This window comes from Leptospira gomenensis, assembly GCF_004770155.1.
Lineage (GTDB): Bacteria > Spirochaetota > Leptospiria > Leptospirales > Leptospiraceae > Leptospira > Leptospira gomenensis.
In genome coordinates, this window is record NZ_RQFA01000004.1 from 1 (window position 1) to 25,138 (window position 25,138).

A 25,138-nucleotide genomic window follows, 5' to 3' on the forward strand; every position below is an offset into this window, starting at 1 on the left:
CCTCATCAAACGCGTTGCGCGGCGCGCATACTTCGCGTTCTTTTTGTTTTGCGTTGCACCGCGCTCGCCCGTGACAACACCATACCGCGCTTCTCGTGCAAAATCCCGTGGCTACGGCTGGGCGGCCGTTTGGCACAAACGTCCATCTCGCCTCCTCTTACATTTCCTGCGTGAGCGGGCCGCAGGGCGCGAAGCGTCCTCGAAGAGGACGAGCGGGAATCCGCGAGCCCGGAGTCACGCGACTCGGAGCCGCCAGAATATTCCAAAAAATGAATGTAGTTCGGCCGACCACCGGCGGCTCCGAGACACGCCCCGAACCTCCTAAATCTGCTACCAAGGAGCAAAACGGGTAAATCTACGACCGGTTCGGAACGTTGTTGACGATTCTTTTCAAGGACGCCGTCGTCCCGAAACGGAAACGGGAAGAACGGCGTTTATCGATCGTAGGAATTACAATCGTTTATCGGAAAAAAATAAACGTTAAAAGGATGAACGTCGGGATCAATATTCCGAACGAATACAAAACATATCCGCCGAAACTAGGCATCTTCACCTTGTTTTCTTCCGCAACCGATTTCACCATAAAGTTAGGCGCGTTTCCGATGTAAGTCAAAGCTCCCATAAACACCGCCCCTACGGAGATCGCTTTGAGAATACTTTCTGCATGAGGATCCGCTAATATTTGAGCGACGTTGCCCAAACCTAAGGTGCCTTTCGCTAAAGATAGGAAGGTGAGATACGTAGGTGCGTTATCCAAAACTCCGGAAAAAAGTCCGGTCACCCAGAAGAATTGCCAAGTTTCCGTTACACCCAACTCTTTTCCGTGATGTTCGAGCAGGATCAATGCAGGTATCATCGTTACGAATATCCCGATAAAAAGATACGCCACCTCTTGGATCGGATGTAACGTGAATTTGTTCTGTTCTCTTACCTTTCTATTCGTGGTAAACTTGGACGCAAGTATCAGCGCGATCAACACTCCCTCGCGCACGAACGCTAAATACGGATTTTCGTTGATCGCGGGAATATAATTCTGATTTAAAAACGCCACGGATAACACCACTCCCAACAACCAGATGAAATTCACCTGACCTTCTAAGCTGATCTTTTCGTTATTCGTTTGGTCTCTTTTGAGATCCTTTTTGGCTTCCTTGCCGTAGGCGATCGTATCCCAGATGAAATACGCCAAAAGAAGGATGATCCCCGCAACGAGCAGCTCCGGCAGAAGTTTGAACGTCCACGTAAACGGAACTCCGATCAGATATCCCAAAAAGAGAGGAGGATCTCCCAGTGGAGTCAACGAACCGCCGATATTCGAAACCAAAAAGATGAAAAAGATCACCGTATGAACCACGTGTTTACGTTCCGAGTTCGTCTTCAAAATCGGACGGATCAATAACATCGACGCTCCCGTAGTTCCGATAAACGAAGCCAGAAAAGTTCCGATGATCAGAAAAATCGTGTTGTTCAAAGGAGTGGCTTCGATGTCTCCCTTGAGACGGATTCCTCCGGAAATGTAAAACAGGGATCCGAGAAGAATGATGAACGGAACGTATTCGAAAACGAGCGTATGAACGATTTTGCCGAACCATCCGTGTAACACCAAAATGATAAACGAAACGGCCGCCAATGCCAGCGCGAGAATGAGTTTGTTCGTGTTGCTTTCCCACCAATGTGCGGTCTTGTGAGAGACGATCGGCAAAAGCGCTATGCTCAACAAAATCAACGCGAACGGAATCACACTCCAATACGGAAGATCTTCTCCGACGGTTTCATGATGACCGGAGGAAGTTTCCTCGTGGGAGTTTTGCGTCTGTTCGACAGGTACCGGTGTGTGAGTTTCTCCCGCGGGTTCGTCCGCAAAGAGCGCCGCTGCGGGCACGAATAGGGAAATCGCCAGTAAGACGGAAATCAGTTTTTGTTTCATAAGCTCGTATCTTCTGAAGAATTTTAGACAGTTTTGTGAGTGAAAACGAAGTGTAAAAGTAAAAAGATTCTTTTCGTCTCTTTTTTACGAATCGTAACGGGACGGTTTTGCGAACTTTTTTGGATTGCAGAATTTTTCAAGAAAGAGATGTTTTCCAGAAAAGCCTCCGCATAAAATCGTGCAAAAACACGGTTTACGGGTGTCAGATGGTAAGAGGGGATTCCCTCCAAAGGTATGGAACGAATGGAAGCACTCTTTTCAAAAAACGCCTGTTTGACTCCCGCCGAAATCGAACAACGCTTGAAGTCGGTTTCCATTCAACCTACGATGCAAAGGATTTCCATCTGCCAATACGTTCTCTGCGAGGCCGATCATCCGACCGCGGAAGAAGTGAAGGAGTGGGTGGATAGTCGCTCCTTTAAGATGAGTCTTGCCACGGTCTACAATACCCTCAACGTTCTCGTGTCCGCAGGATTGTTACGTGAATTCAAATTTTCCTGTTTGGGGAAGTCGGTCTACGACAGCAATATCGTAGATCACTATCATTTTTTCGACGAGGCCACGGGCAAATTCCACGATATCGATCCTTCTCTGTTGACGCTTCGTTCCCATCTTCCCTCCGAATTTCAGGTGAATAAAACCGACATTCTTCTGAGCGGGAATCTCGGCTCCTCCGTCAAAGATTGATCGCTTCCCCCAGCGCTGCGGCGAACGACTCCATTACGGTTTCCGAAAGTGTTGGATGCGCGAAAATCGTGGAAGCGATATCGTTTGCGGTCAATTCCTGCGTGATTCCCAGCGCCACCGCGGGAAGAAGTTCCGTAACTCCAGGACCGATCATGTGCGCTCCTAAAATTTCGCCCGACTTCTTGTCCACTACGACCTTAGTAAAACCTCCGACGTCTCCCATCGCCCTGGCTCTACCGCTTGCGGTAAAAGGGAACTTTCCCACGCCGATCGTATAACCCATATTAGTCGCTTTTTTTTCCGTAAGACCGATGGAGGCGACCTCCGGATGACAGTATGTACACGCCGGAATCGCGTCGTAGTTCAAAGGAAAATAACTGAGACCGTGCGGATTTCCGGAATGGATCGAGATCGCCTCGGCAGCTTTGATTCCTTCCATAGAAGCGACGTGCGCCAAAAGCGGGGGACCGTTGCAGTCGCCGATCGCATAGATATGGGGAACAGAGGTTTTGTATTTCGTATCGGTTTTGATAAAACCCTTTTGGAGAAAAATTCCGATCTCTTCCAAATTCATCGAATCGGTGTTAGGAACAAGGCCGATCGAAACGAGAATTTTTTCGACCTCTAAGATTTCTCCGGTTTCCGGCAGATTTTTTCCTTTTAAAAGAACTTTGACTTTTCCGTCCTTTAGTTCCGGATTGGAAACTCCAACTCCGGTCAAAACGCGGATTCCTCTTTTTACAAAAGACTTTTCTAAGAATGTCGAAACCTCTTTGTCTTCTACGGGAAGAATCTGGTCCAACATTTCGACTAACGTAACTTTGGTTCCCATCGTTGCGTAGAAGTCGGCGAATTCCACTCCGATCGCACCGGCTCCCACGATCAAAAGGGAATCCGGAATTTTTTCCAATACCATCGCGCTCTTGGAAGAAAGGACCGTCTTTCCGTCGAAAGGAAGTCCAGGAAGTTCCCTGGCTCTCGCACCCGTGGCGATGATAAAATATTTGGAAACGATTTCCTCCTTGGAAGTATCCGGAAGCCAAATCGTATTCAAATCTTTGAATGCAGCGGTTCCTTTTTTTCGGACGATCTTATTCTTATTTAAAAGAAAGTCCACACCCGAGGCCATCTGGTCCGCGACTTTTCGGGAACGCTGGATGATCGTTGGAAAATCGGGTTTGGCTCCGTTCGAATCGATCCCGAATTCTTTTGCGGAATGGATTTTCTCCAAAAGATGAGCCGATTCCAAAAGAGCTTTTGTGGGAATACAACCCCAGTTGAGACAGATTCCGCCGGGTCTATCTTTTTCAATGATACAGACGTTCATTCCCAATTGAGCGGCTCGGATCGCGGCCACGTAACCGCCCGGCCCCGCTCCGATTACGGTTAAATCATAGCTTTCAGGCATAAAATTCTCCCGAGTTATTAGATGAGTCTTTCTCTACGTTGGGCAAGGACTTTTTGAAAGAATCGAATCCTCTTCTTCATTTTCGAAAATAAAGAAATCCATTTTTTTGAAGGAATTCGAAATATTTTATTTTCGGAGAAAAGTGAAAAGAATTGTCGATCTCGAATCTTGACTTGTTATTCGAATCGGAATTCGATACGAGATAGAAACGGGAGAAGCGATTGAAAAAAGGCCTCAATCCAAAAAAAAGAAAAACGCCTGCGATCCTAAAAATCGTCTTTGCGATTCTTCTTTTACTTTTAACAAATTGCGCCGCAACGGAATTTAAAATTCATTCCGTAAAACTGGAAAGAAAAGAAGCGAACAATCTTTATTTTCGTTTGATCACCGATATCGACTTTTTGGACAAACGAGAATGTAAAGGTCACCGCTGTTTTATTCGTTTTGAATTTTACCCGGTCGAAAAAGGAAATCCGAAACGCAAAGTATTCATCGGAAATGCTCTACTGAGAAAGGAATTTTTTTTGGATGAATCCGGAGTGAAGAGGCAATTTGAATTAGCCCGCAATCGTTCCGGGCCAACATTTTCCATTTATAAATCCAATTACTCGGAAGAGGAAATCGGGGAAGAAGAAATGATAACATCCCTAGGTTCTAAATCGGATAAAGAATTCGAATATCTTTTTAAGATACCGTTCGAAAGGGGAGATACCGGAGATAGTTGGGAAGATCCGAGTTTAAACGACGAAAGAGTCGCCGAATACTATTATTTGAAAGAAGGGACTACTTATACGTTTTGGGGAAGAATCATCGGACCGACGTTTCCGTTTACATTTGCGAAGGCGTATAGAATCTTCCCTTATTTCTTTCTTGGAATCCGGTCCCAACTCTATCGTTGGGAGGTGACGATTCCAAAGTAAGAATGTAACATTTTTGAGGAAAACGAAACTAAGCGCTTTTCTTTTTCAGGACGAGCAACATTCTGCCCGCGGAATTTTTGAACTTCGATTCGTTGTAACCGGAATAAACGTGCATGATATCGAATTTATGCCTGAGAATCATCCGTTCTATCTCGGGTAGATAGAAAACACGCATAACGTGTTTGTCCCTGATTTCCCGCGTGTTGATCTGATAGATATAATTCACCTCCACCATCGTGGAAGTATCGGCCCTTACCAAACGGAAGCCACGATTTCTTTGTATCGTCGCGTTTTGTGATTTGATTTGTGCCACCGGAGTGATCGGTTTTCGTTTGATCGCCCGTAGAGGTTCTGCGTTCCATACCTCGAGAACGGCGAGACCCGCCGGTTTCAGATTCTGTTCGATGAGTTTGAGAGTGGAATCGATTTCTTCGTTCGTCAAAAGGTAGTTAAACGAACCGAAAAGGCTCACGACGCAGTCCATCAGAACCGAGGATTGGTAGGATTGCATCGGCGCGACGTCGAACTTACAATGGGAATATCTTTTTTTGGCGACGTCGATCATTCTCGAAGAGGAATCGATTCCCTTCGGACGATAACCGAGCGATTGGAAATAACGTACGTGTTCTCCCGTTCCGCATCCCATATCGAGTATGGTCATGATCCTGTGTTTTCGGAAAAGCCGATCCAAAAAACGGGCTTCCGAATCGATCTTGCGGGCGGGTTTTTCGATGTCGAAATAGAATTCTGCGAGTTCGTTGTACAACTTCATAAAAATTGGTTTAGAGGTATCAGGATCCGCCCGTTAACTATATTAACGGCACTCGGCTTATGAAAATCCAACATTTCGGAATCATTTTCTTTTTTTTTAATCTTTCTGCGTTCGCCGAAACCGGAACTGCGAGCGGCGGGCGGAATCTTTTTTCGGGCGATACGTTGATCCTCGGCGGAATTTCGATTTCGCTTTTGTTTCTTTTCGGATTGGTTTTAAAGGAAAGCGTTCGCAAATCAGCGGAGCTTTCCGAAACTTCCGAACCCTGGAAGACTAAGGACACAAACCGTTCCTCTTTGGTCGAAACGACGGAGGAGGCGGATCGGGAAAAAACCGCGGACTTGTTCTCGTCACAAAGTCGGATCGTTTCGAAGCCGATCCATGTATCTCCGTCCAGCGCGAGTAGCAACGCCCGTCGTATCTGGAAGCGGGAAGTTCCGACACATCCGGAGCTCGTTTCCGCACACCGAAATTTTTTGACGAACTTAAGTCCCGGGATCTCAAACGCGGAAATTTATTTCCTGAGCGGGGAAGTTTCCCTTCTACTTGCTTCGAAAAACGGTCGTGTGTTTCATCTTCCCGAATCTCCTCAGGAACGCCTCTTGTCCGAGGATAACAAACGCGGAATTTTCTCCGGAAATATCGTGACCGATGGCGAATACGTTCTGATTCCTTTGTCAACGGGAAGTTCTCCGTTCGGTTATCTAAGGACGGGACTGAAGGATTGGGAATCCATTTCTCCCGGAGAATTCCGGACATGGAAAGAAGAATACGAAGAGCAGGTTTCGATCCAATTCGAATCTTCGGATCCGGAGACGGGCTTCGGCAATCTACACGCGTTCGAGTTGGATAAGGCAAGGGTAAATGAGGAAATTCTAATATTTGCCCACGTTTCGACGGAATCGTCCGCTCCGTACGTTTTAAAATGGATTTCCTTATGGACTTCTAAAATTATTCGAAAGCAGATTCGGTTTTATAGGATCCGAAAGGATCGGGTGGCGTTTTTTCTAGAACCGGAGGAATGGAATACGTTTTGCGAAAGATTGGGGGAACTCGTGGAATCTTTGCGCCGCGAAAACGGATCGGTTTCGCTCAACTTCGGAGTTTCGATCCGCGAGGAAAGTAGGGACGAATGGGCGACTAACGCAAGAAAGGCGCTTTCGGAATCGATAGAACAAGGGCCGAACCGGTATATCTGTCTGTGAGCATCGATCCTTTACTCGACGAAAAATTCATCCTTACTATCTCGCAGATTTTTCCGGAATATCTGGACAAGACGTTGAACGTAAGCGCGATCCGGGAGGCCTTCGGTCCTTCCAAAAACGAGGGTCTTTGTTACGAAAATTGTACGATGGTAGAGTTTCACGGCGAAGTGGATGGAAAATTATTTTTTGCCATGGACGGATATACGAAATTGAAGTTGTTGCCGATGATCGCCCGATCGTTCCACATAGATCCGACCGTCAGAGCGGACGCGCCTTCTATTTTGATGGAATTCGCAAACCAGATCTGCGGAGCGTTGATTTCCGAGATGAGGTTGGGACGTTTCGAAACCGAGTTATTTCCTCCGGAGAGTCTCAATCACAAACTCGTTCCGGTCGATCTGGAAACCTACCGCCAATACATTCTCATCTACTTTTTGAAGGATCCGAAAGAGAAACAATATCTCGGAAGGATTTACCTCGTTCTTTTGATGAAGAAATTCTAAACGCGTTTTGCCCTTCCTGGTCCGGATGCGCCGTTTTTTTAGAACTCTTAAAGCAGAGTCGAGTTGATCGAAACGTCTTTGTATAATTTTTAGTAATTCTTCAACCTCCCACCGGAGATAGACTTCCTGCAGCGGTCCAATTTTTATTGGACGCGGTTTTTTGGGCTTCCTTTGCGCACGAAATCTGACTAGAGCCGAGGTCGTATCGTTCCTAAGTTCCACAACCGGACGGTTATTTTTAAAAAAGGAGCAACCTTTTTTCGATAGGTCATTGTAAAAATATGTGGAGATTTTTCGCGGAACAAAAACCCTCGAGCCCGATGGTTTCCTGGAATGTGTGGAAGGGTTTTCCTTTTTTGATGGATTATTCGGGTGTTAAATCCCCGAGGCAAGCGCGCATAACGGAGATTTCTCTTCCTATTTCGGATTCGTTTTCCTTGAGAACGAAGGTTTTAGACGTTCGAGAAGGAGAGGATTCTCCCGTTATTTATCTACAACACGGGATGAGCGTGAAGGGAATCGACGACGCGCGTATTTTGGCGTTGGGAAACAACCTTGCCAACCGAGGGTTTCGGGTTTATCTCCCGGAACTTCCGGAAGTCAAAGCTCTTCTCGTACGGGAGAAAACCATTTCGAATATACGATCCGCTTTTTTGCGGATCCACTCTTTGGAACGGCGTCCCGTCGCGTATGTTTCCGCGAGTTTTTCCGCGGGAATGGGTTTTGTCGGTTTAGCAGATCCTCAGTGTCAGGAAATTTTATCTTCGCTTCTTTTAATCGGAACCTATTCGGATTTTTCGAAAACCGTTCCGTTCGTTTTGAAAAACTTCGAAGTGGAAAGTTACGCGGTGAACGTTATGATGTTCAATTACGTTCATCTAATACGTTCCCGTCCGGAGGGTCTGCAGGAATTTTTTTTCGAATCCGCTTTGGATAACGGCTTACACCGCTCTTCCGGAGACCGCAAAGGTCCGCAAATTTTGAATACGCTTTCCGTTGAGGATCGCTCTTTCGTGAAAAATTTTTTGGAAATCTCCGAGTTCAGAGAGGAAACCTCCTGGAATTTAAAGGCGCGCGCGCCCGAGTCTTTTGTGGAGGAAACTTCACCCGCCTTTTTCGCGCACCAGTATCGCAGACCTTGTTATCTTCTTCACGGAGACGACGATCCGGTCATTTCTCCGCAGGAATCGAAAGACCTACGGGATTTACTTTCCAAAAATCCGGGACCGAAGCCGGTGTTTTTAGAGACGAGTCTTTTGACACACGGAGATCATTTACCGCTTTACGCGCGTTTGTCGGAGATTCTTCCTATGGCGGACTTTTGGGGCGGTTTTCTTTTTTCGGCGCGTTCGTAAAAACCGATCCTTCTTTGTGGATTTTTTTTTCTTTTCTTCGTCTCTTGGCGAAGTTTTTCGATTTCGACAAACGATCGGAAACACGAGCTTTTACTCGTTCTTTCGATATCCTTTCTCTTGATTGTTTGAGAAAACAAGGAAATCGTTTGTTGTTCCTCTGGAATGTTGCGATTATTCGTGAATTCAATCGTCGCTAAGTAAAAAAAAGTTTCAATTCAAGGGAACTTTATATACTTCATTCAGGTTCTTCTTCTCCGGGCCGAAGTACAGAAGGAGGAAAGGTTTTCGGTTTTATTCCGAGATTGTAATCTATGAATGCGAACAATGATCCTATGAATACTCCGGCGTCGGATTCTCCGATATCTCCCGTTTCGGTCGAGTCCGCCGTGAGTATCGCCGTTTCTCCCGATCAACTTTCCGCATTTTTGACGGTTCGTCCTTATAATTTAAAGGGAGAAACCGTTTCCAAGGATAAACTTTGGAGTATCATTCAGGATTGGGGAATTCATAGGGATCGAATGCTCGTGGACGAGATACGAAACGTTCTTCTCCGTTTGGAGGATTCCGCAAAACGAAACGACTTTACTCCCATCAAGTTGGAGATCGCAAAAGGACAACCTCCGGTGCCGGGCGAAAACGGTTGGGTTCGTTTTTATCATCCTATGGCGAAACGCGTTAAACTGCTCGAAGACGGTAGGGCGGATTATAGAAATATAGATCGATACATCAACGTGAAAACGGGGGAAAAACTGGCGACGTTGTTCGAAGGGATTCCGGGGACTCCCGGCTTCGACGTCTTCGGAAATATCATTCCTCCGCCTTCGATCAAACGTCCTAAGTTGATGATCGGAAAAAACATCGAAGAAAAAAACGTCGTAGAAAACGGAAAAGAATTAAAGGAATACCTAGCTTCGAGTAACGGAGTAATTTTCGCGACCGAAACTTCGATCACCGTTTCTCCGGAATTACAGATCGCGGGCAACGTGGGATTGTCCACGGGGAACATTCAATTCGAAGGAAACGTGATCGTAAGAGGGGACGTCGAACCCGGTTCCGTGCTCGCGTGCACCGGTTCTTTGATCGTCTATGGAAATCTGGAAAGTAACACCATCCAAGTGGGACAAGATCTGGTCGTACACGGAGGGATCAAAGGTTCGAGTGCGGATATCATTCACGTCGCGGGAAGGGTGCAGGCTAAGTTTATTGAAAATGCTCATTTGGAAACGGAAGGTGATGTAGTGATCGAAGGTGCGGTTCTCAATTCCACCTTGGATACGCTGGGTTCCATGATCCTAAACGGTAGTAACGGAAATCTGGTTTCGAGCAAGGTTAGAACTTACGAAGGGATCTCTCTGAGTTCCCTGGGTTCCAACGCAGAACTGGACGTTTCCATTGAACTCGGTTTTCATTTTAAGAACGATCGTTCCTTTCAAGAGATTAGTCGTAAGGTTGTCTTGGGTGAAAAGGAGATGGAGAAAATTCTTCCTAAAATCCAACAGATCAAACATATGGTGCAACGTTCTCGCGGCAATCTTCCCGAGGATAAAAAGGCCGTATTCAAATCGGTCTTCGAGGATTATAATAAAAAATTAAAAATTTTGAATATGCTAAAGTTTAGACAGGATGAGCTCAAGAGCGCTCGATTTAATCCGGGTGCGGTTCGTCTTGCGATTCAAAAAGGTGCGTTTCCGGGTGCGGTCATTCATTATCGTAGACAGGTGGAAAAAATCACGAAATTCCAGTCTTCGTTTATGATGGTTTTCGAACCCGGTCAGGATAAGGCGATGATGGTCGCGTTACAAACCAAGTAAAAAACTGCTTTTGGAACCGACTGTCGGAATTCCTACTCTGGATCACGGTATTTTTTTGGTTGAAGGTTTTCAATTTTCGTGATAGGGAAAATCCTCCCGATTTTTCCCGCCACCACTCCTCCTCCACCCAATTCAGGGTGGGGCGCGCGCGTTTCACGGCGAGATTTTGTGGGAGTTCCCACAAAGAGGGTTTTTCTGGGAGATCTATCCGGCGTCTTAGTCTTAGGACGAATGAGTGATCAGCGATCTCGCGCCGTTTTCGGGAATAAATTTCGCAGATTACTTTCATTTACGGGGCTTACGATTCCACGTTCTGTGATGATTCCGGAAATTAAAGAAGCGGGCGTCACGTCGAAAGAGGGATTCAAGGCTTCCATTCCCGCAGGAGCGATTACACCTTCGTTTAACAGAGATTTGCCGTTTTCGTCCTTCAAAAAACTGAAAGAGGTCACTTCGGATCCATTTCGCATTTCGATCGGAATCTGGCTTCCATCCGAGATCCGGAAATCCAAACTCTTCTCCGTTGCGGCGACATAAAAAGGAACCCCGTGATGTTTGGCGACGATCGCCAACGGATACGTTCCGATCTTGTTCGCGGTGTCCCCGTTGGAGGCGATTCGATCCGCTCCGACGATGACCGCGTCCACGTTTCTTGTGGACATCAACCAACCGACCATATTGTCCGTGATCAGAAACGCGGGAATCCCTTCCTCTTTCATTTCCCAAGCGGTCAATCGAGCGCCTTGTAGATACGGCCTCGTTTCATCCGCATAAACGGTCACGGAATGTCCCGCATCACGCAGGCTTCGAATCACACCCAAAGCGGTTCCGTGCCCGGCGGTGGCAAGCGCGCCCGTATTACAATGTGTGACGATGTGAAGAACGCTCGGAGAATTCGGAAACAAAGAAAGTCCGTGTTTAGAAAGCGTAAGATTGTTATCCAAGTCTTCCTTTAACATAAATAAGGCGAATTCTTTGGCACCTTTTTGCAGATCGGAAAGAGTCGCTTGCGAATACGAGTTTTCCGGAAATCGGGAAAGGAATTCTTCGATCGCGAGTCGAAGATTCACTGCGGTAGGTCTGGAATCCAAAAGATCGGTTAATTTTTTATTGAGTTCGGAATAGGAGGGTTTGGCCGAACATCCGTTTAGATACAACACGATGCCGAACGCTCCGGTAATCGCGATCGCGGGAGCTCCTCGCACGGCCATTTCCCGGATTGCGTGAATGACTTCCTCCATCGTGGTAGCAGTGAGATACGAAGTGGATCCGGGAAGAACTCTCTGATCCAAAAGAATTAATTTCTCATCGCTCCAAAGAATCGGTTTTAGTACTGATTTTTGCATTTTTTTCCGCCAAACCCTAAAGGAGAGAAGCTCATTTTACGATTCATTGAATGTGATTGAAAATCATTCTCCCTCTCCCGGAGAATGAGGAAACCCGGGGTGAATCAAAGCCCCGGCTTTGCCTGCTTGACTCTCTGACCACAGTTCGTATTCTATCCCATATGGCAAAAAGAAAATACCGAAACGGAATCACCCTTTTCGGTTATTCCATTTTTCATCCCATCAATCTCTTCTTAGTTGCAAACGTTCTGATTTATATCGTCCAGTTGTTCGCCGGCGGCACCGGAATTTTGGAATACTACTTCGCCCTGACTCCGTCGAGATTTTTTCACGGCTATTATTGGCAGATTTTTTCGTACGGATTTTTACACGAAGCCTACGGTACTCCGTTCATTCATCTTTTTTTCAATATGTACGTCTTCGTGATGTTCGGCGGTCTGATCTGTAAGTATATTCCCGCGTGGAAATTTTCCGCGATTTACTCCGTTTCCATTCTTACGGGAGGGTTTACCGTTCTTTTGGCCCCGATTCTTCTGAACGTTTTGGGAATCCAATATCCCATGGATCTTTATCAAACCACCACCTTAGGAGCCAGCGGAGGAGTTACGGGGATTTTGGTATTGTTCGGAATTTTATTTCCGGAGACGGAAGTGTTCCTGATTTTTTTCCGTATGAAAGCCAGGTATGCGGCTTGGATTTTTGTGGGCGGCGGTTTTATCGCGGATATGATTTCGGTTTATTATTTTCATTCTCCGTTCGTCGTGAGTAATTCCTGTCATTTGGGCGGCGCGTTAGGAGCCACGTTGATCGCACCTTTGCTCCTAAAAGGGAACTCGTTCCAAACCGGAACTCTTTTCCCGAAACAGTTTCGTCAAGAAATTGCGAAACGTGAGGATTCAGACGTTAGAACCAAAACGATCTCCGAGGATCTGGATTCTCAGACCAGAAAAAATCGCGATCTATTGGGCGAGTTGGCCGGGAAAATTTCTTTCTCCGAAAAAGAAACATTCTTGGCGCCGTTGCAACAAACCGAAGTCAATTTATGTCCACCTCCCACCTTTCAACCGGAGGATCCCTTTTGTCTTCGTTGCGAATGGCTTCCGAATTGCGCCCTACGAAAGGCCAGGATCGAAGAAGGATTGGATTCATAACCTTCCCGTTTTATGGATATAATTTTTTTCTAAGAAAAACCGTCGTACGGACTGTTAATAATGGACGGAAGACTTGTATTTTCCGATAAGAATAATAGAACTATTGAAGTAGGAATCGGATCGTGTCCCAAAATAAAAAGAGCGCCTTATTCGACATTTTAAAACGAGAGAGACTGGAAAAACTCGCTAAGACGAACAAGGAAACTTCGCTAAAAAATTCGAATCCCGCGGATTCACCCAAGACCGGGTCCTCGGAATCGGTCGAAAAACCGCAACCGGTTTCCGAAAAAAAGGAAGGTCCCGGTTCTAGGATTTATAAAGCGATGGACGAAATCAAACTGGACATCCGTTACTATTTTCTCGAGGACGAATTTCGCGATAAGATCGCGGCGATATACAATAAGAACGAAGCTCATTTGGAACGTCTCGGAATCGAACCGAAAAAATATTTGGATTACGCGAGAGAGACGTTCGATCGTTACAAACAACTCAATAAAAAAATGCCCTTGGATCCTATGAACAAAAAATCCTGGGAATATGTGGAAAAAAGTCTCAAAGAATTGATCGCGAAACTTCTGGAAAAATTCGTTAAGTAAAAAATTCGGTCCAAATTCCGTCACCTTCCTTCTTTTCTTACGATTTACGTCACGATTCTGTTTTTCCCTCGTCTTTCTTTCGGGAGAGAAAGATGACATTGAAAAAAATACATTCCTTTTCGGGAATTCTTTTGGCGTTTTTTATCGGAATCCATTTGAAGAATCATCTGAGCGCCTTATGGGGTATCGAGACTCATACGGCCTTCATGGAAATTTTGCGTGCGGTTTATCGTAATCCGTTTGTGGAATTTTTTCTTCTTAGTTCGGTTGTGATCCAGATCGTTTCGGGTCCGGTTCTTATTTTTCGAAGGTTGAAGTCCGAAGAGATTCCGGTCGATCTTCTTCAGATCGCGAGCGGTTTATACCTGGCCTTTTTTCTTACGATCCATGTTTCCGCCGTCATGACGGGAAGATTTTTTCTTCATTTGGATACGAATTTTTATTTCGGAGCGGCCGGTATCAATCGGTTTCCGTTTAATCTTTTTTTTATCCCGTATTATTCGTTGGCGGTTTTGTCCGTGTTCGCCCACGTTGCGTCGATTCACAGACAAAAGAGAAAAGCGGACGTATTCGGACTTTCTCCGAGAAGTCAGGCGAATCTGATTCTGATCCTGGGTTGTTTTACGCTTTGTCTTTTGATGTTCGCTTTGACTGACGGATTTCGGGGAGTGGAGATCCCGGCCGCGTATAGGGTTTTAACCGGAGGTAAGTGAGTTGTCGAAATAAAAAATCGGTGCTCGTATGGAACCGCATCATAAAATTCCGTAAAAAAAGCCGCAATTACTTGCGGCTTTTGTAATTTAGAAAATTCTAAACTAATTCGTTTCGGTGAAACTATAGTTCAAAATCAACCGAAAAATCTTTTGTTCGCTTCTTCCGGGATTGAAATTCCGGTAAGTTTCGCTTTTTGGATGATTTCCCAGAAGTATCTGTAAGTCGCGCGGTCGTGAAGATCACCCGCGTATTGGATCGGTCCCCATTCCGCGTTTTGCGCTTGGATGAGAATTTCCGCCGCGGTTTGTACTTCGCTGTAATCCGGAGCCATCGCGTCGAGGATCGCTTGGATCTGGGTCGGATAGATGGACCACATTCTTAAAAAACCGAAATCGTCGTGGGCGCGTTTTGCGTCCTTGTACGTTTGATATTGGTTTTTAAGATCGAGGGTTACGTTGTGCGCAGGGATTACTCCGTTTGCGAGCGCCGCCGCTACGAGATTCGCTTTTCCTCTTCTCAAAAGTTCGTGGTCGAACTGACCGGGGCTTTTCATACAAGAAGCGGGAATCGCTCCGTGGTGTCCGGAAATGAAGTCCATCAATCCGAAGTCGAGAACTTGCAACCAGGGAAGGGCCGCGATTTTTTCGATTTCCTGAAGGGCTCCGTTGGTTTCGATCAAAACGTGAATCGGGATTTCTCTTTTGATTCCCGCTTTTTGAACCGCTTTTTGGATATAAGTGATCATTTCCTCGACCTGAGCCGCGCGGGTCGGTTTAGGAATGGTGATGTATGCGATTTTTTCTCCGGCGCCCGGAACGATGATGTCCACGTCCTGTTTCCAGTACGCATTCGTATAATCGTGAATTCTCACGCCGCTCATTTTGTGTTTGTTGAGTTCGCTGTTTTGCAAACGAACGATCAGTTCCGCGTGTTCTTTTTCTTTCCCGGTTTGCGCTCCGTCTTCGCAATCCATAGTGATGTCGAAGAGTCCGCCGAGTTTGTTTTGGAGTTCGAGGGCTTTGGTGATCAGCTTTTCGGAACCTGCAAAGTGCTCACAAGCAGGAATGATCGGGAAAGGCTTTTCTCCTTCGAAGAGCGCCTCTCTTGGATGAGTCAATTTAGACATAGAGATACCTTTAATTCTTATTTCGAGCCTGCAAGTGAGGGGGAACGGCTCTAAATACAGATTTTGGAAGCGCAGGCCTCTGTAAACCGATTTTCAAGCCGGATTAGGCTTCGAGAAGTTTGAGAATGACCGCTTTTTGAGCGTCCAATCGATTCTCCGCCTGTTGAAAGATGATCGATCGGTCGGACAAAACCACGTCCCTTGTGATTTCATATCCGGCGTGGATGGGCATATCGTGCATCACCTTTGCGTTCGTCTTTTCCATCAAAGAAGAATTGATTTGATAGGGCATCATCAATTCCATTCTCGTCCGTTTTTTGTCCGCGTAGGACGGATCGTTGAAAAATTCCATATCGAGCCAAGTGTCGGTGTAGACGTAATCCGCGTTTTGCACCGCTTTTTCCAGATCGTTTTCCCACGTCAGAGTTCCTTTGGACTGGGCGCGTTCTACCGTAGGTTGGTGGATGTTTTCCTTTTCCGCGATGGGTGTAACAAGCGTAAGGCGAACTCCGAGCGCGGCCGTGATTCCTATGAGAGAATTGACCACGTTGTTGTGTACTCCCACATACGTGAGGCGCACTCGATCCAGGGGACGTTCGGGTTTGTCGAGTGCGATCGTCATGATGTCGGCCAAGGATTGACAGGGGTGGAACATGTTATCGCATCCGTTGATGACCGGGACTTGGGATCCGTTCCGCATGGAAAGAAGGTCCTCGTGTTTTTTGAGACGAGCCATGATGACGGAGACGTTTCTGGAAAGATATCTCGCTTCCAGATCGATGTCAGAAAGTTGAAAGTTAGACGCCATCCAATCCAGATATATTCCGTGTCCTCCCATTTCGGTCATGGCGACTTCGAATGATACTCTCGTTCTTGTGGAGGTTTTTTGGAAAAGCATCGCGAGACTTCTTCCGCTGAGATGTCCTGCGTAGTTGACCCGGTTCTTTTTTACGTGGATGGCGAAGTTCAACAGATCCAAAATTTCGGTATCGGACCAATCTTCCCAGGAAATCAGATGTTTTACTGCGGTTTCGGACATAACGATCGTTTATATACAGAAAACAAAACGGAAGTTCTTTCGTAAATGAAAATAGACGTACGACGGCCTTGGATCAGTCGTTCGCTTGCGTTCCGTCTACGTTCTCCGGCGAGTCGTGGGCAAACGGGAACGTTTGTGGAAGTTCAGGTTGATTCTTTTGAGGGATCTGCTTTTTAGAAGTCGTTCAAAAAAATAGGGGCTTGGCCCCTACCAAGAGACGCACAGTTTTAGAAACGAAATACGGAATGCCGGGCCGGCGATATTTCAAGAAGCGAGTTCTAACGCAATCCAGAGATCCGGAATTCGATCGGTTCGGTGGAATTGAATTCCGAGGAGGAAGCCTTTCTCATCAGGTCTACGAACCTGTCTTTCCAGGCTTCCTTGAAATCGGAATTGTAGGTTCAAAGTCGGTGAAGAAATCTGCCCGCTGATCGGTGAACCGTTGAGAACACTCAGTTCTCGGGAGGAAGTGAGCGTAATCCCGTTGTCTTTGATTTTTAGAATTTCGAAACATTCCTCGAAACCGTCGATTCGGAGTTCCAGTCCTTTGAGGACTTTCGAGGGGGTGAGGGGAATCCCTTCCATACAAATACCTTTTTATCTTAGGATGAGAAGAATGTATCCGAGTCCTGTTACATTCGATTTACTTGAACAATACGAAAGAATAAAAAACGTTCTCTTGGAGCGCGTCGGCTTCCCTTAAGACGCTGCGTCTTATCGTAATTCCGACGATTCGTCCGTGAAACGCGGGCGCCCCACCCTGAATTGGGTGGAGGAGGAGTGGAGGCGGGAAAACCTTTGCGGCGAATTTTCCCTATCACGAAAATTCAAAACCTTCAACCAAAAAAATGAGGCGGTCCAAAGAAGGAATTCCGACGAGAGGATTTTTCACGAACACACGGATCGTTTTGTAAACGGGACTCGTTTCCCTCCTTGTGTTTAATTGCTGACACTGCGCTTCCCGGGAAAATTCTGGAACGTGGTAGGCGGAAAAGTCGTGAGCGAGACCATACAAAAACCGAATTCATCCATCGAAGAAGAAACGAAACGAAGAAGAACCTTCGCGATCATCGCTCACCCGGACGCCGGAAAAACCACCCTCACCGAAAAACTCCTTCTGTACGGAGGTGCGATCCAACTCGCAGGCGCCGTCAAAGCGCGCAAGAATCGAAAAGCCGCGACCTCGGATTGGATGGAGATGGAAAAAGAAAAAGGAATCTCCATCACCTCCGCCGCGCTTCAGTTCGAATATAGCGGTCACGTTCTCAATCTCCTCGACACGCCCGGTCACGAAGATTTTTCCGAAGACACCTATCGCACGTTGATCGCTGCGGATACGGCGGTGATGGTGCTCGACGCGGGGAAGGGAGTCGAACCGCAGACGATCAAACTCTTTAAGGTTTGTCGCGATCGCGGAATTCCGATCGTTACCTTCATCAATAAGATGGACCGTCCGACGAAAAATCTTTTCGTTCTTCTGGATGAGATCGAAAAGGTGCTGGGAATCAGCGCGGTTCCGATGGTTTGGCCGATCGGAACCGGCGTAGATTTTAGCGGAGTGTATTCTCGCAAAGATAAGAAAATTCTAACATACGATAAAACTCCGGGAGGCAGTCAAAAATCTTCCTTTCAAACTTCCGGAATCAACGATCCAGAATTGGATTCCCGTTTCGAGGATTGGGTCATCAAAGCGTTTCGAGAAGAATTGGAACTCGTGGAAGGAGGCATTTCCGAATTCAGTCAGGATGATTTTTTGGATTCCAAGATTACTCCCGTGTTTTTCGGTTCGGCCGTGAACAACTTCGGAATTCAATTGTTCCTCGACGAATTCATCAAAATCGCTCCTCCTCCTTTGTTTTTCCCGTTAAAGGACGGTTCGCGTTTGGATCCGGTTCATACTCCGTTCAGCGGTTTTATCTTCAAGGTTCAGGCGAACATGAACCGTCAACACAGGGACCGAATCGCGTTTCTGCGGGTCACTTCCGGCAAATTCGAACGAGGGTTGAACGTGCTTCACGGTAGACTGGGAAAGTCGGTGAAACTTTCCTCTTCGTTCGCATTTTTCGGTCAGGATCGGAACACCGTCGATGAGGCATATCCGGGCGATATCATCGGTCTCGTCAATCCGGGGACGTATGCGATCGGAGATATTGTGGCTTCTTCCAAAGTTCCGGACTTGAAAGGGCTGCCGGTTTTCGCACCCGAATTGTTCGCTACGATTTCTTCCACCGACACGGCGAGTATGAAAAGTTTTCGAAAGGGGATCGATCAGCTCGCCGAAGAAGGGATTCTGCATCTTTTTTCTTCCCAGACGATCGGAGGCGGTTTGCCGATCATCGGCGCCATGGGCCAACTTCAGTTCGAGGTTTTTCGAAGGAGACTTTTGGACGAATACAACGCTCCGTCTACGATCACGGTTCTTCCTTATGCGATTTCGTGTTGGATCGCTCGAGAGGATCTGGCAAAAGTCCCTTCTTCCGCCAACTTAGTTACCGATCGGGGCGGGCGGGCCGCTCTTTTGTTCGATACGGAATGGGACAAGGGTTACTTTCAAAAGAAAAATCCGGAAATAACCCTTTTGGATTATCCGCCTTCTTCCTAAGATATAATTTCCCGCCTTTCCAAGAAACGTTTGTCCGTAGATCGATTTTGTGAAGACGAGGACAGACGGATCGACCGTTTCGAAATTCGAGTTTCTTCGGTTTGTTTTTCGGTTTAACGCTGCCCGTTCGTCTCTTTTTTCGAACGTTACCAATCCAACGAAAATTCTTTTTTCATTCGGTAAGAATCGTTTCCTTTTGCGAGTCGGATAAAACGTATTTGCACCAGATGTCTTTGAGGCGAAGCGGCGTTGCGTCACTTCGCCTGTTTTTTTGTACGGGGAATCGCGATCGGGAAACGATCAACGACGATTTTACAATCGGACCTTGATTCCGTCACTCGCGAATCTCGAATCACCTTTCTCTTGAAATTCGAACGATTTTTTTTTATTCTCGGAGAAAAATTTCGATTCACACGAAAATGGCCGCTCTTCGATCCGCGTTTCGTTTTTTCGGAGAAAGCTCCGACATCGACATGGATCGCGTCGAGAGAAGAAACAATTTCGTGTAACGTCGCGTTTTTATAAAAAAAGCCGGTCGCAAAACCGGCTTCTCGTCCGTGTTTTAGAAACGCTGCAAAAGCGGCGAATCTAAAACATATTCGTAAATTCTAAATTAGAATTCGTTACTGGAGATTGTCCGCAACCAATTCCGCTATGTCTTTTACCTTCACTTCTTCGATCTTTCCTTCGTGTTTCACGCCGTCGGTGATCATAGTCACACAGAAAGGACATGCCGTAGCGATCGTAGTCGCTCCGGTATCGAGAAGTTGTTTGGTCCGTTTTACGTTGACGCGATCGTTGTTCTGTTCTTCCATCCACATCTGCGCTCCGCCCGCTCCGCAACAAAGTCCTTTGGTGTGGTGATCGGATGGCTCGGCCAGTTTTCCACCGGAAACCTTTTTGACCACTTCCCTCGGATTTTCGTAGTTGTCGTTGTAACGACCGATGTAGCAGGAATCGTGGTAGGTATATTTTCCGGAAGAAGCGTCTTCCGCCGTTTTTACGTCGAGTTTTTTGTCTTTTACCAATTGGTTGATGTATTCGGAATGGTGAACCACTTCGAAATTTCCGCCGAACTGTGGATATTCGTTTTTGATCGTGTTGTAGCAATGCGGACAAGCGGTTACTACTTTTTTGACGTTGTATCCGTTCATCGTGTCCACGTTGGCCTGCGCCAAAGTTTGATACAGATATTCGTTTCCGCCTCGTCTTGCGGAATCTCCGGAACAATTTTCTTCCGTTCCGAGGATTCCAAACTTCACGTCCGCTTTCTGTAGGATTTTTACGAACGACTTGGCGATACTTTTATTTCTTTCGTCGAAAGCTCCCGCGCATCCGACCCAGTAGAGAATGTCCACGTTGGAATCTTCCGCCATCGTTTTGACTCCGAGTCCGTCCGCCCAGTCCGCTCTTGTGTGAGCTCCCACACCCCAAGGGTTGGAATTGTTTTCCATGTTTACGAACGCATTTTGTAGTTCCACGGGAAACTTGGATTCCGCGAGAACCAAATGTCTTCTCATTTCCATGATCGCGTTGACCTGGTTGTTTCCTACGGGGCATGCTTCTACACACGCATAACAAGTCGTACAACCCCAAAGCGCCTCTTCGGTTAAACCTTCGTAGTTGTTGATGACCGCCGTGTCGAGAGCGGCCACTTTTTCCGCGGCGGCTGCAGCGTCGGGTTCTTCCGCTCTGATCTTTGCGACTTCGGGCATTTTATCCAGAAGGGCGTGTTTTAAATCCGCGATGATCATCTTTGGATTGAGAACCTTTCCGGTTCTATTCGCAGGACATTGTACCTGACAACGTCCGCATTCGATACAAGACATTCCGTCGAGAAGATTCGGCCAAGGAAAGTCTTCCACCCGGTTGACTCCCCATACCACGGTCTCGTCTTCCAAATTGATTTTGGAAAGAGCGCCTTTCGGAGTATCGGATTGTAGGAAGTAGTTGAACGGTGCGAAAATCAAGTGCGCGTGTTTAGACGTCGGCACATAAAGCATAAATGCGAATACGGAAAGGATATGAACCCACCACATGATTTGGAAAACGGTATCGGCCGTTGAATATTCCACTCCGATGGATCTCCAAACGGAGCCGACTCCGGCAGCAAGAAACGAAGCCTCTTCGGTAGGACTGTCATAAACAGCTCCGACCGCTTTTGCCCCTTCTCCCAAAAGTGTGGAGATCATCAAAATCGAAATCATACTGATGACGATCGCCGAAGCGGGGGAATGGACGTCGAGTCCCTTCGCCTTTTGGATCCATCTTCTCCATGCGAAAAAACCGAGACCAATCAACACGAGAATCGAAACTACCTGAACGATGGATTCGTACAAATGTCCCGCTCCTTCTCCCAGTAAAAATCCTACGAGGGAGAATTTATAAGGATCGTCCATTCCGTACCCGATCAATCCCGCGATCATCTGGCTCGTGGTATGAATCGTATAAGTCACGAATCCGTAAAAGATAAACGCGTGCATGATTCCGCGCAAGGGCTCTTTGAAGTTTTTCTTCTGAAGAATTACGTTCTGAAGAAAACTGTTGATCCGAAAACCCCAGTTCGGAGTTTCCAGAAAGTTTTCGGTTCCGGCCGCTTTTCTGGCACTAAAGATCAGTTGCAGACGGTAAAGAATCGCGCGGACAAAAACGACGTTGGCGATGACGAACAAGATCGTAAAGATCAAGTGAAAGGCGATTTGCGAAATTGCCATATGAATGAGTTACCCTTTCTTTTGGATTGGTGAATGTTTTACAGCGTAGGAATCGAGAATGCCCCTGTCGAGGAATTTTCAATTCGACGTTCGGAAGTAGAACGATCGTTCTTGAGATTGAAACTCAATGGTGTTGTGTGGGAACTCACACGGGGCCGTTGTGCGAGGTCGTGGCGATCTTTGGTACGACAAAACTGTGTGGGAACTCACACGGGGGCGATGTGCGAGGTCGCGGCGATCTTTGGTACGACAAAATTGTGTGGGAACTCACACGGGGGCGATGTGCGAGGTCGTGGCGAGAATTCCCGAAAAAAAGAGGATGCAAAATATAGAATCGGTCCAATCCTTGAAGGGAAACCTCCTGGGGCGGGTAGTAAAGGGACGCACAAAAAGAGAATCGCGCCTATCTCGTCAAATCTCCCGGGACCGGCAGTAAAAGGAACAAACGTGACCGCAATTTTTTCATCACAACCGAGCGATTCGATCTTAGAAAAAGCCTTGGACGGGATCCGGATTTCTCCCGAAGAGGCGCTGACCTTATACAAAGAAGCGGATCATCTCAAGATTATGGCAACGGCCCGCAGGCTCCGGGAAAAAATTCTTCCTCATACGGACGCGAGTTATACGATGTTTCGCGTAGTCAATTACACCAACTTCTGCAACGTAGAATGTAGCTTTTGTTCCTTTATGGACGAGATCGGAAGCGGAAAAGGATACGTTCTTACGACCGAGGAAATTCTCCAGAAAATGGATTACGCGGTTCAGGAAGGCGCGGATCAGATGTTTCTCCAAGGAGGAGTGTATCCGGATCTTCCCTTTGAATATTATCTAAACGTAATATCCTCGGTCAAACAAAAGTATCCCGACATGCATATCCGTGCGTTTTCTCCCGTGGAAATCATCAACTTGGAGAAGATCACCGGGCTTCCTTTGAAAGAAGTCCTACAAATTCTCAAACAGACGGGACTCGATTCGGTGCCGGGGGCGGGCGCGGAGATTCTCACGGACCGAATGAGAAACATCATCTCTCCCAAAAAAGCGACCACGGAGGAATGGGTTCGTGCGATGGAAACCTGTCACGAATCGGGCCTTCCCGGAAGTGCGAATATCGTATTCGGTTCCGAAGAAACTCCGGAAGAGGTCATCGAACACCTAAACGTTGTGCGAAACCTCCAAGACCGGACGGGCGGATTTTTGTCCTTCATACCTTGGACGTTTCAACAACAGACGAAACGGTTTAAGGTGCGTGCGGTTTCGACCCAGGAATATCTCAAGGTGTTGGGAATCTGCAGGATTTTTTTGGACAACATTCCGCATATAGAAACCTCCGTGATGGTTCTGGGAAAAGGAGTCGGACAACTCGCTCTCACAAGCGGCGCGGACGATATCTCTTCGGTCGTCATCGAAGAGAACGTGTTGCGTTCCTTCGGACTCAAAACCGAAAAAGAAGCGGTTAAGTTTTTACAAGAAGGTGGATTTCGTCCGAGACGCAGGGATCTTTTGTACAATTACGATCGATACGGAAACGAACTCGTTTCGAATTCGTGATCGATTGGGGTTCCCTTCGTTTTGGACGTTTGTTGAATTCGAATGATTTTAGGAGAATCAGGATGAAGTTAGGGATTTTATTTCTCGTTTCGGGTTTGTTGTTTTCGTGCGCGCAAGACGTTAAGGATAGGATTCAGATGGACACCGGTGTGACCGTAGAAACTCTGGGACCTCACAAATACAAGTTAGTCGCCATCGCGCAAGCGTCGTCCGCATCGATCGAGGAAAACGATACGTTTAAAATGCAGAATACCTCCTGCACCGCTGCGAAAACATTAGCAGCAAGAAAACTGGAAGAACTGGAACCGGAACAGAAAAACAGACAATTCTTTCTCGAGGCCAAAGGCACCAAGTATCTGGACAACGGAGCTTACTGCGAAATCACGTATCACTACGAACTTCCCGTTCCCAAAAAATAAAATCCGAGTTTTAGCGTTCTTTCGGAAAATAACGAACCGGTTCTATAAAGGAAACGCGGTTCCTGCCTTTTTTCTTGGATTCATACAAGGCGGAATCGATGGAATGGTAGATGTCGTCGAAACTGAATTCCCCTTCAGGACCGAAAATACAAGCTCCGATGGAAACCGTAACTTTCACCGATTCCCCGGTTTTCGTTTTGTAGGAAAGTTCCCTTTCTTCGACTTCTTGTCTGAGTTTTTCGCAGAGTTGGGTCAGGTCTTCCCCTTTGATCGCGTCCAGAAGGATGCAGAATTCGTCCCCGCCGATTCGGGAACAAACGTCCGTGGCACGCACCCTACGTTTCATAATATCCGAAATCATCCGCAAAGCCTGATCTCCCGCCAAATGTCCGAAGGAGTCGTTGATTTCTTTGAGATAATCCATATCGAGAATGATCATCGCCAGAGAGAATTTGTATCTCTGGGCGCGTTTTAAAAAAAGTTCGAACTGTTCGATGAGATATCTTCGGTTGTACAATCTCGTCAACTCGTCCACCTTGGAGATCTTTTCGATTTGAATATTCTTGTCCCGGAGTTTGTGGACGGCGCGTTGTAGTTTTTTTTTGGCGCGGTGATCCATTACCCTCCAAAAATTGATGAGAAGATTTCCGCAAATCCCCGTGGTCAGATAAATCAGTACCGTCGCAAAGTCGTGTTGCAGAAGTTTGGAATGCCCCGTGATCGTGGTGAACAAAACCAGGGAAAAGTAAAACAGGGAATTGAAAAAAATCACCGTAGTTCCAGTGAACCAAAGAAGTATGTTTCCGCTTACGACCAAGGCGGTGAAAAAATGAAAGTAAAGTTCCATTCTTCCCGAATCCAAAAACACGAACGGCAGAATCGAAAACACGATCGTTCCAGAGGAAAGGATACTGAATTCCTCGATTCGTTTCCGAAAAAAACGGTTCCGCTTCATTAATAGAAAAATAAAAAACGAGGACAAAACCGCGACCAAAAGCCGGGAATACATTAGGATTCGATTTTCCTTGCCGAAAGGAGAGGCGCCGTCCGGAACCAGAGAAGACAAAATGCTCATTCCGATACAAAAACCGAAATAGATCACCGCGGCGCGACGGATCTCCGGTTGATAGATGCGAAGATAATCGTCCGGGAACGGATTGAACAAAACTCGGCGCGCCAAAAATTTGGCTTTTTGATTTTTTCCGAACGGACCTTTCATGGATAAAAAGCAAGTCGGGATATCGACCGCGCTTCCTCATTTTATAAATGGCTCAGTTTAAACAATCAGGATTTGT

General features: G+C 46.7%; 21 protein-coding genes. 12 read left to right on the forward strand and 9 right to left on the reverse strand.

What is annotated here, in order from left to right:
* Window positions 1-460: 460 nt before the first annotated feature.
* Window positions 461-1,927 (reverse strand): sodium:proton antiporter, encoded by a 1,467-nt coding sequence (locus tag EHQ17_RS00020; protein WP_135590745.1) that lies wholly within the window; start codon window positions 1,925-1,927, stop codon window positions 461-463.
* A gap of 243 nt (window positions 1,928-2,170) precedes the next feature.
* Between EHQ17_RS00020 and perRB the strand changes: the two genes are divergently transcribed.
* Window positions 2,171-2,614, forward strand: coding sequence for a peroxide-responsive transcriptional repressor PerRB (perRB, locus tag EHQ17_RS00025; RefSeq protein ID WP_135590744.1), 444 nt, complete (start codon window positions 2,171-2,173; stop codon window positions 2,612-2,614).
* Here the strand turns inward: perRB and lpdA are convergent.
* Entirely contained in the window at window positions 2,604-4,022 is a 1,419-nt protein-coding gene (lpdA, locus tag EHQ17_RS00030; RefSeq protein ID WP_135590743.1) for a dihydrolipoyl dehydrogenase, read from the reverse strand. The genes perRB and lpdA overlap by 11 nt on opposite strands.
* A 221-nt stretch (window positions 4,023-4,243) precedes the next feature.
* On the opposite strand from lpdA, the gene EHQ17_RS00035 reads away from it, so the two are divergent.
* Window positions 4,244-4,942, forward strand: a complete 699-nt coding sequence (locus EHQ17_RS00035) for a hypothetical protein (RefSeq protein WP_135590742.1) — start codon at window positions 4,244-4,246, stop codon at window positions 4,940-4,942.
* Between the two features lie 28 nt (window positions 4,943-4,970).
* Here the strand turns inward: EHQ17_RS00035 and EHQ17_RS00040 are convergent, their stop codons facing one another.
* Window positions 4,971-5,714 carry a class I SAM-dependent DNA methyltransferase gene (locus EHQ17_RS00040; RefSeq protein WP_135590741.1) on the reverse strand — a complete coding sequence of 248 codons (744 nt, stop codon included), beginning with the start codon at window positions 5,712-5,714 and terminating at the stop codon, window positions 4,971-4,973.
* Between the two features lie 59 nt (window positions 5,715-5,773).
* Between EHQ17_RS00040 and EHQ17_RS00045 the strand changes: the two genes are divergently transcribed.
* The 4 genes from EHQ17_RS00045 to EHQ17_RS00060 all read left to right on the forward strand — a co-directional run bounded on the left by EHQ17_RS00045 (window position 5,774) and on the right by EHQ17_RS00060 (window position 10,588).
* Window positions 5,774-6,919, forward strand: coding sequence for a nucleotidyl cyclase domain-containing protein (locus tag EHQ17_RS00045; protein ID WP_135590740.1), 1,146 nt, complete (start codon window positions 5,774-5,776; stop codon window positions 6,917-6,919).
* Complete coding sequence (locus EHQ17_RS00050) at window positions 6,910-7,422, forward strand: chemotaxis protein CheX (protein WP_135590739.1); 513 nt, start codon at window positions 6,910-6,912, stop codon at window positions 7,420-7,422. The genes EHQ17_RS00045 and EHQ17_RS00050 overlap by 10 nt, the downstream gene beginning before the upstream one ends.
* Window positions 7,423-7,703: 281 nt before the next feature.
* Window positions 7,704-8,777 carry an alpha/beta hydrolase family protein gene (locus EHQ17_RS00055; RefSeq protein WP_135590738.1) on the forward strand — a complete coding sequence of 358 codons (1,074 nt, stop codon included), beginning with the start codon at window positions 7,704-7,706 and terminating at the stop codon, window positions 8,775-8,777.
* A 311-nt stretch (window positions 8,778-9,088) separates the two neighbouring features.
* On the forward strand, window positions 9,089-10,588 hold the full coding sequence (locus tag EHQ17_RS00060) for a DUF342 domain-containing protein (RefSeq protein ID WP_135590737.1): 1,500 nt from the start codon (window positions 9,089-9,091) through the stop codon (window positions 10,586-10,588).
* Window positions 10,589-10,827: 239 nt separating this feature from the next.
* On the opposite strand, the gene mtnA is transcribed toward EHQ17_RS00060, so the two are convergent.
* Window positions 10,828-11,934 (reverse strand): S-methyl-5-thioribose-1-phosphate isomerase, encoded by a 1,107-nt coding sequence (gene mtnA, locus EHQ17_RS00065; RefSeq protein WP_135590736.1) that lies wholly within the window; start codon window positions 11,932-11,934, stop codon window positions 10,828-10,830.
* 161 nt (window positions 11,935-12,095) lie between these two features.
* Between mtnA and EHQ17_RS00070 the strand changes: the two genes are divergently transcribed.
* From EHQ17_RS00070 to EHQ17_RS00080, 3 genes are all read left to right on the forward strand, one after another.
* Window positions 12,096-13,085: a rhomboid family intramembrane serine protease gene (locus EHQ17_RS00070; protein WP_135590735.1), complete on the forward strand. Its 990-nt coding sequence runs from the start codon at window positions 12,096-12,098 to the stop codon at window positions 13,083-13,085.
* Between the two features lie 173 nt (window positions 13,086-13,258).
* Window positions 13,259-13,681, forward strand: a complete 423-nt coding sequence (locus EHQ17_RS00075; RefSeq protein WP_425460661.1) for an LIC11177 family protein — start codon at window positions 13,259-13,261, stop codon at window positions 13,679-13,681.
* A 92-nt stretch (window positions 13,682-13,773) separates the two neighbouring features.
* Window positions 13,774-14,394, forward strand: coding sequence for a hypothetical protein (locus EHQ17_RS00080; RefSeq protein WP_135590733.1), 621 nt, complete (start codon window positions 13,774-13,776; stop codon window positions 14,392-14,394).
* Between the two features lie 134 nt (window positions 14,395-14,528).
* Here the strand turns inward: EHQ17_RS00080 and EHQ17_RS00085 are convergent, their stop codons facing one another.
* The 3 genes from EHQ17_RS00085 to EHQ17_RS00095 form a co-directional block, all read right to left on the reverse strand.
* Entirely contained in the window at window positions 14,529-15,521 is a 993-nt protein-coding gene (locus EHQ17_RS00085) for an HpcH/HpaI aldolase/citrate lyase family protein (RefSeq protein WP_135590732.1), read from the reverse strand.
* A gap of 103 nt (window positions 15,522-15,624) precedes the next feature.
* Complete coding sequence (locus EHQ17_RS00090; protein ID WP_135590731.1) at window positions 15,625-16,560, reverse strand: ornithine carbamoyltransferase; 936 nt, start codon at window positions 16,558-16,560, stop codon at window positions 15,625-15,627.
* Between the two features lie 264 nt (window positions 16,561-16,824).
* Entirely contained in the window at window positions 16,825-17,145 is a 321-nt protein-coding gene (locus EHQ17_RS00095; protein WP_135590730.1) for a hypothetical protein, read from the reverse strand.
* A 412-nt stretch (window positions 17,146-17,557) separates the two neighbouring features.
* Between EHQ17_RS00095 and EHQ17_RS00100 the strand changes: the two genes are divergently transcribed.
* Window positions 17,558-19,162, forward strand: a complete 1,605-nt coding sequence (locus EHQ17_RS00100; protein ID WP_135590729.1) for a peptide chain release factor 3 — start codon at window positions 17,558-17,560, stop codon at window positions 19,160-19,162.
* Window positions 19,163-19,785: 623 nt separating this feature from the next.
* Here the strand turns inward: EHQ17_RS00100 and EHQ17_RS00105 are convergent.
* Window positions 19,786-21,876: a heterodisulfide reductase-related iron-sulfur binding cluster gene (locus tag EHQ17_RS00105; protein WP_135590728.1), complete on the reverse strand. Its 2,091-nt coding sequence runs from the start codon at window positions 21,874-21,876 to the stop codon at window positions 19,786-19,788.
* A 447-nt stretch (window positions 21,877-22,323) separates the two neighbouring features.
* Between EHQ17_RS00105 and mqnC the strand changes: the two genes are divergently transcribed.
* Window positions 22,324-23,424: a cyclic dehypoxanthinyl futalosine synthase gene (gene mqnC, locus EHQ17_RS00110; RefSeq protein WP_135590727.1), complete on the forward strand. Its 1,101-nt coding sequence runs from the start codon at window positions 22,324-22,326 to the stop codon at window positions 23,422-23,424.
* 62 nt (window positions 23,425-23,486) lie between these two features.
* Entirely contained in the window at window positions 23,487-23,843 is a 357-nt protein-coding gene (locus tag EHQ17_RS00115; RefSeq protein WP_135590726.1) for an LIC11299 family lipoprotein, read from the forward strand.
* Window positions 23,844-23,853: 10 nt separating this feature from the next.
* Here EHQ17_RS00115 and EHQ17_RS00120 read toward each other — a convergent pair whose 3' ends face one another.
* Window positions 23,854-25,062 carry a diguanylate cyclase gene (locus EHQ17_RS00120; RefSeq protein WP_135590725.1) on the reverse strand — a complete coding sequence of 403 codons (1,209 nt, stop codon included), beginning with the start codon at window positions 25,060-25,062 and terminating at the stop codon, window positions 23,854-23,856.
* Window positions 25,063-25,138 lie beyond the last annotated feature (76 nt).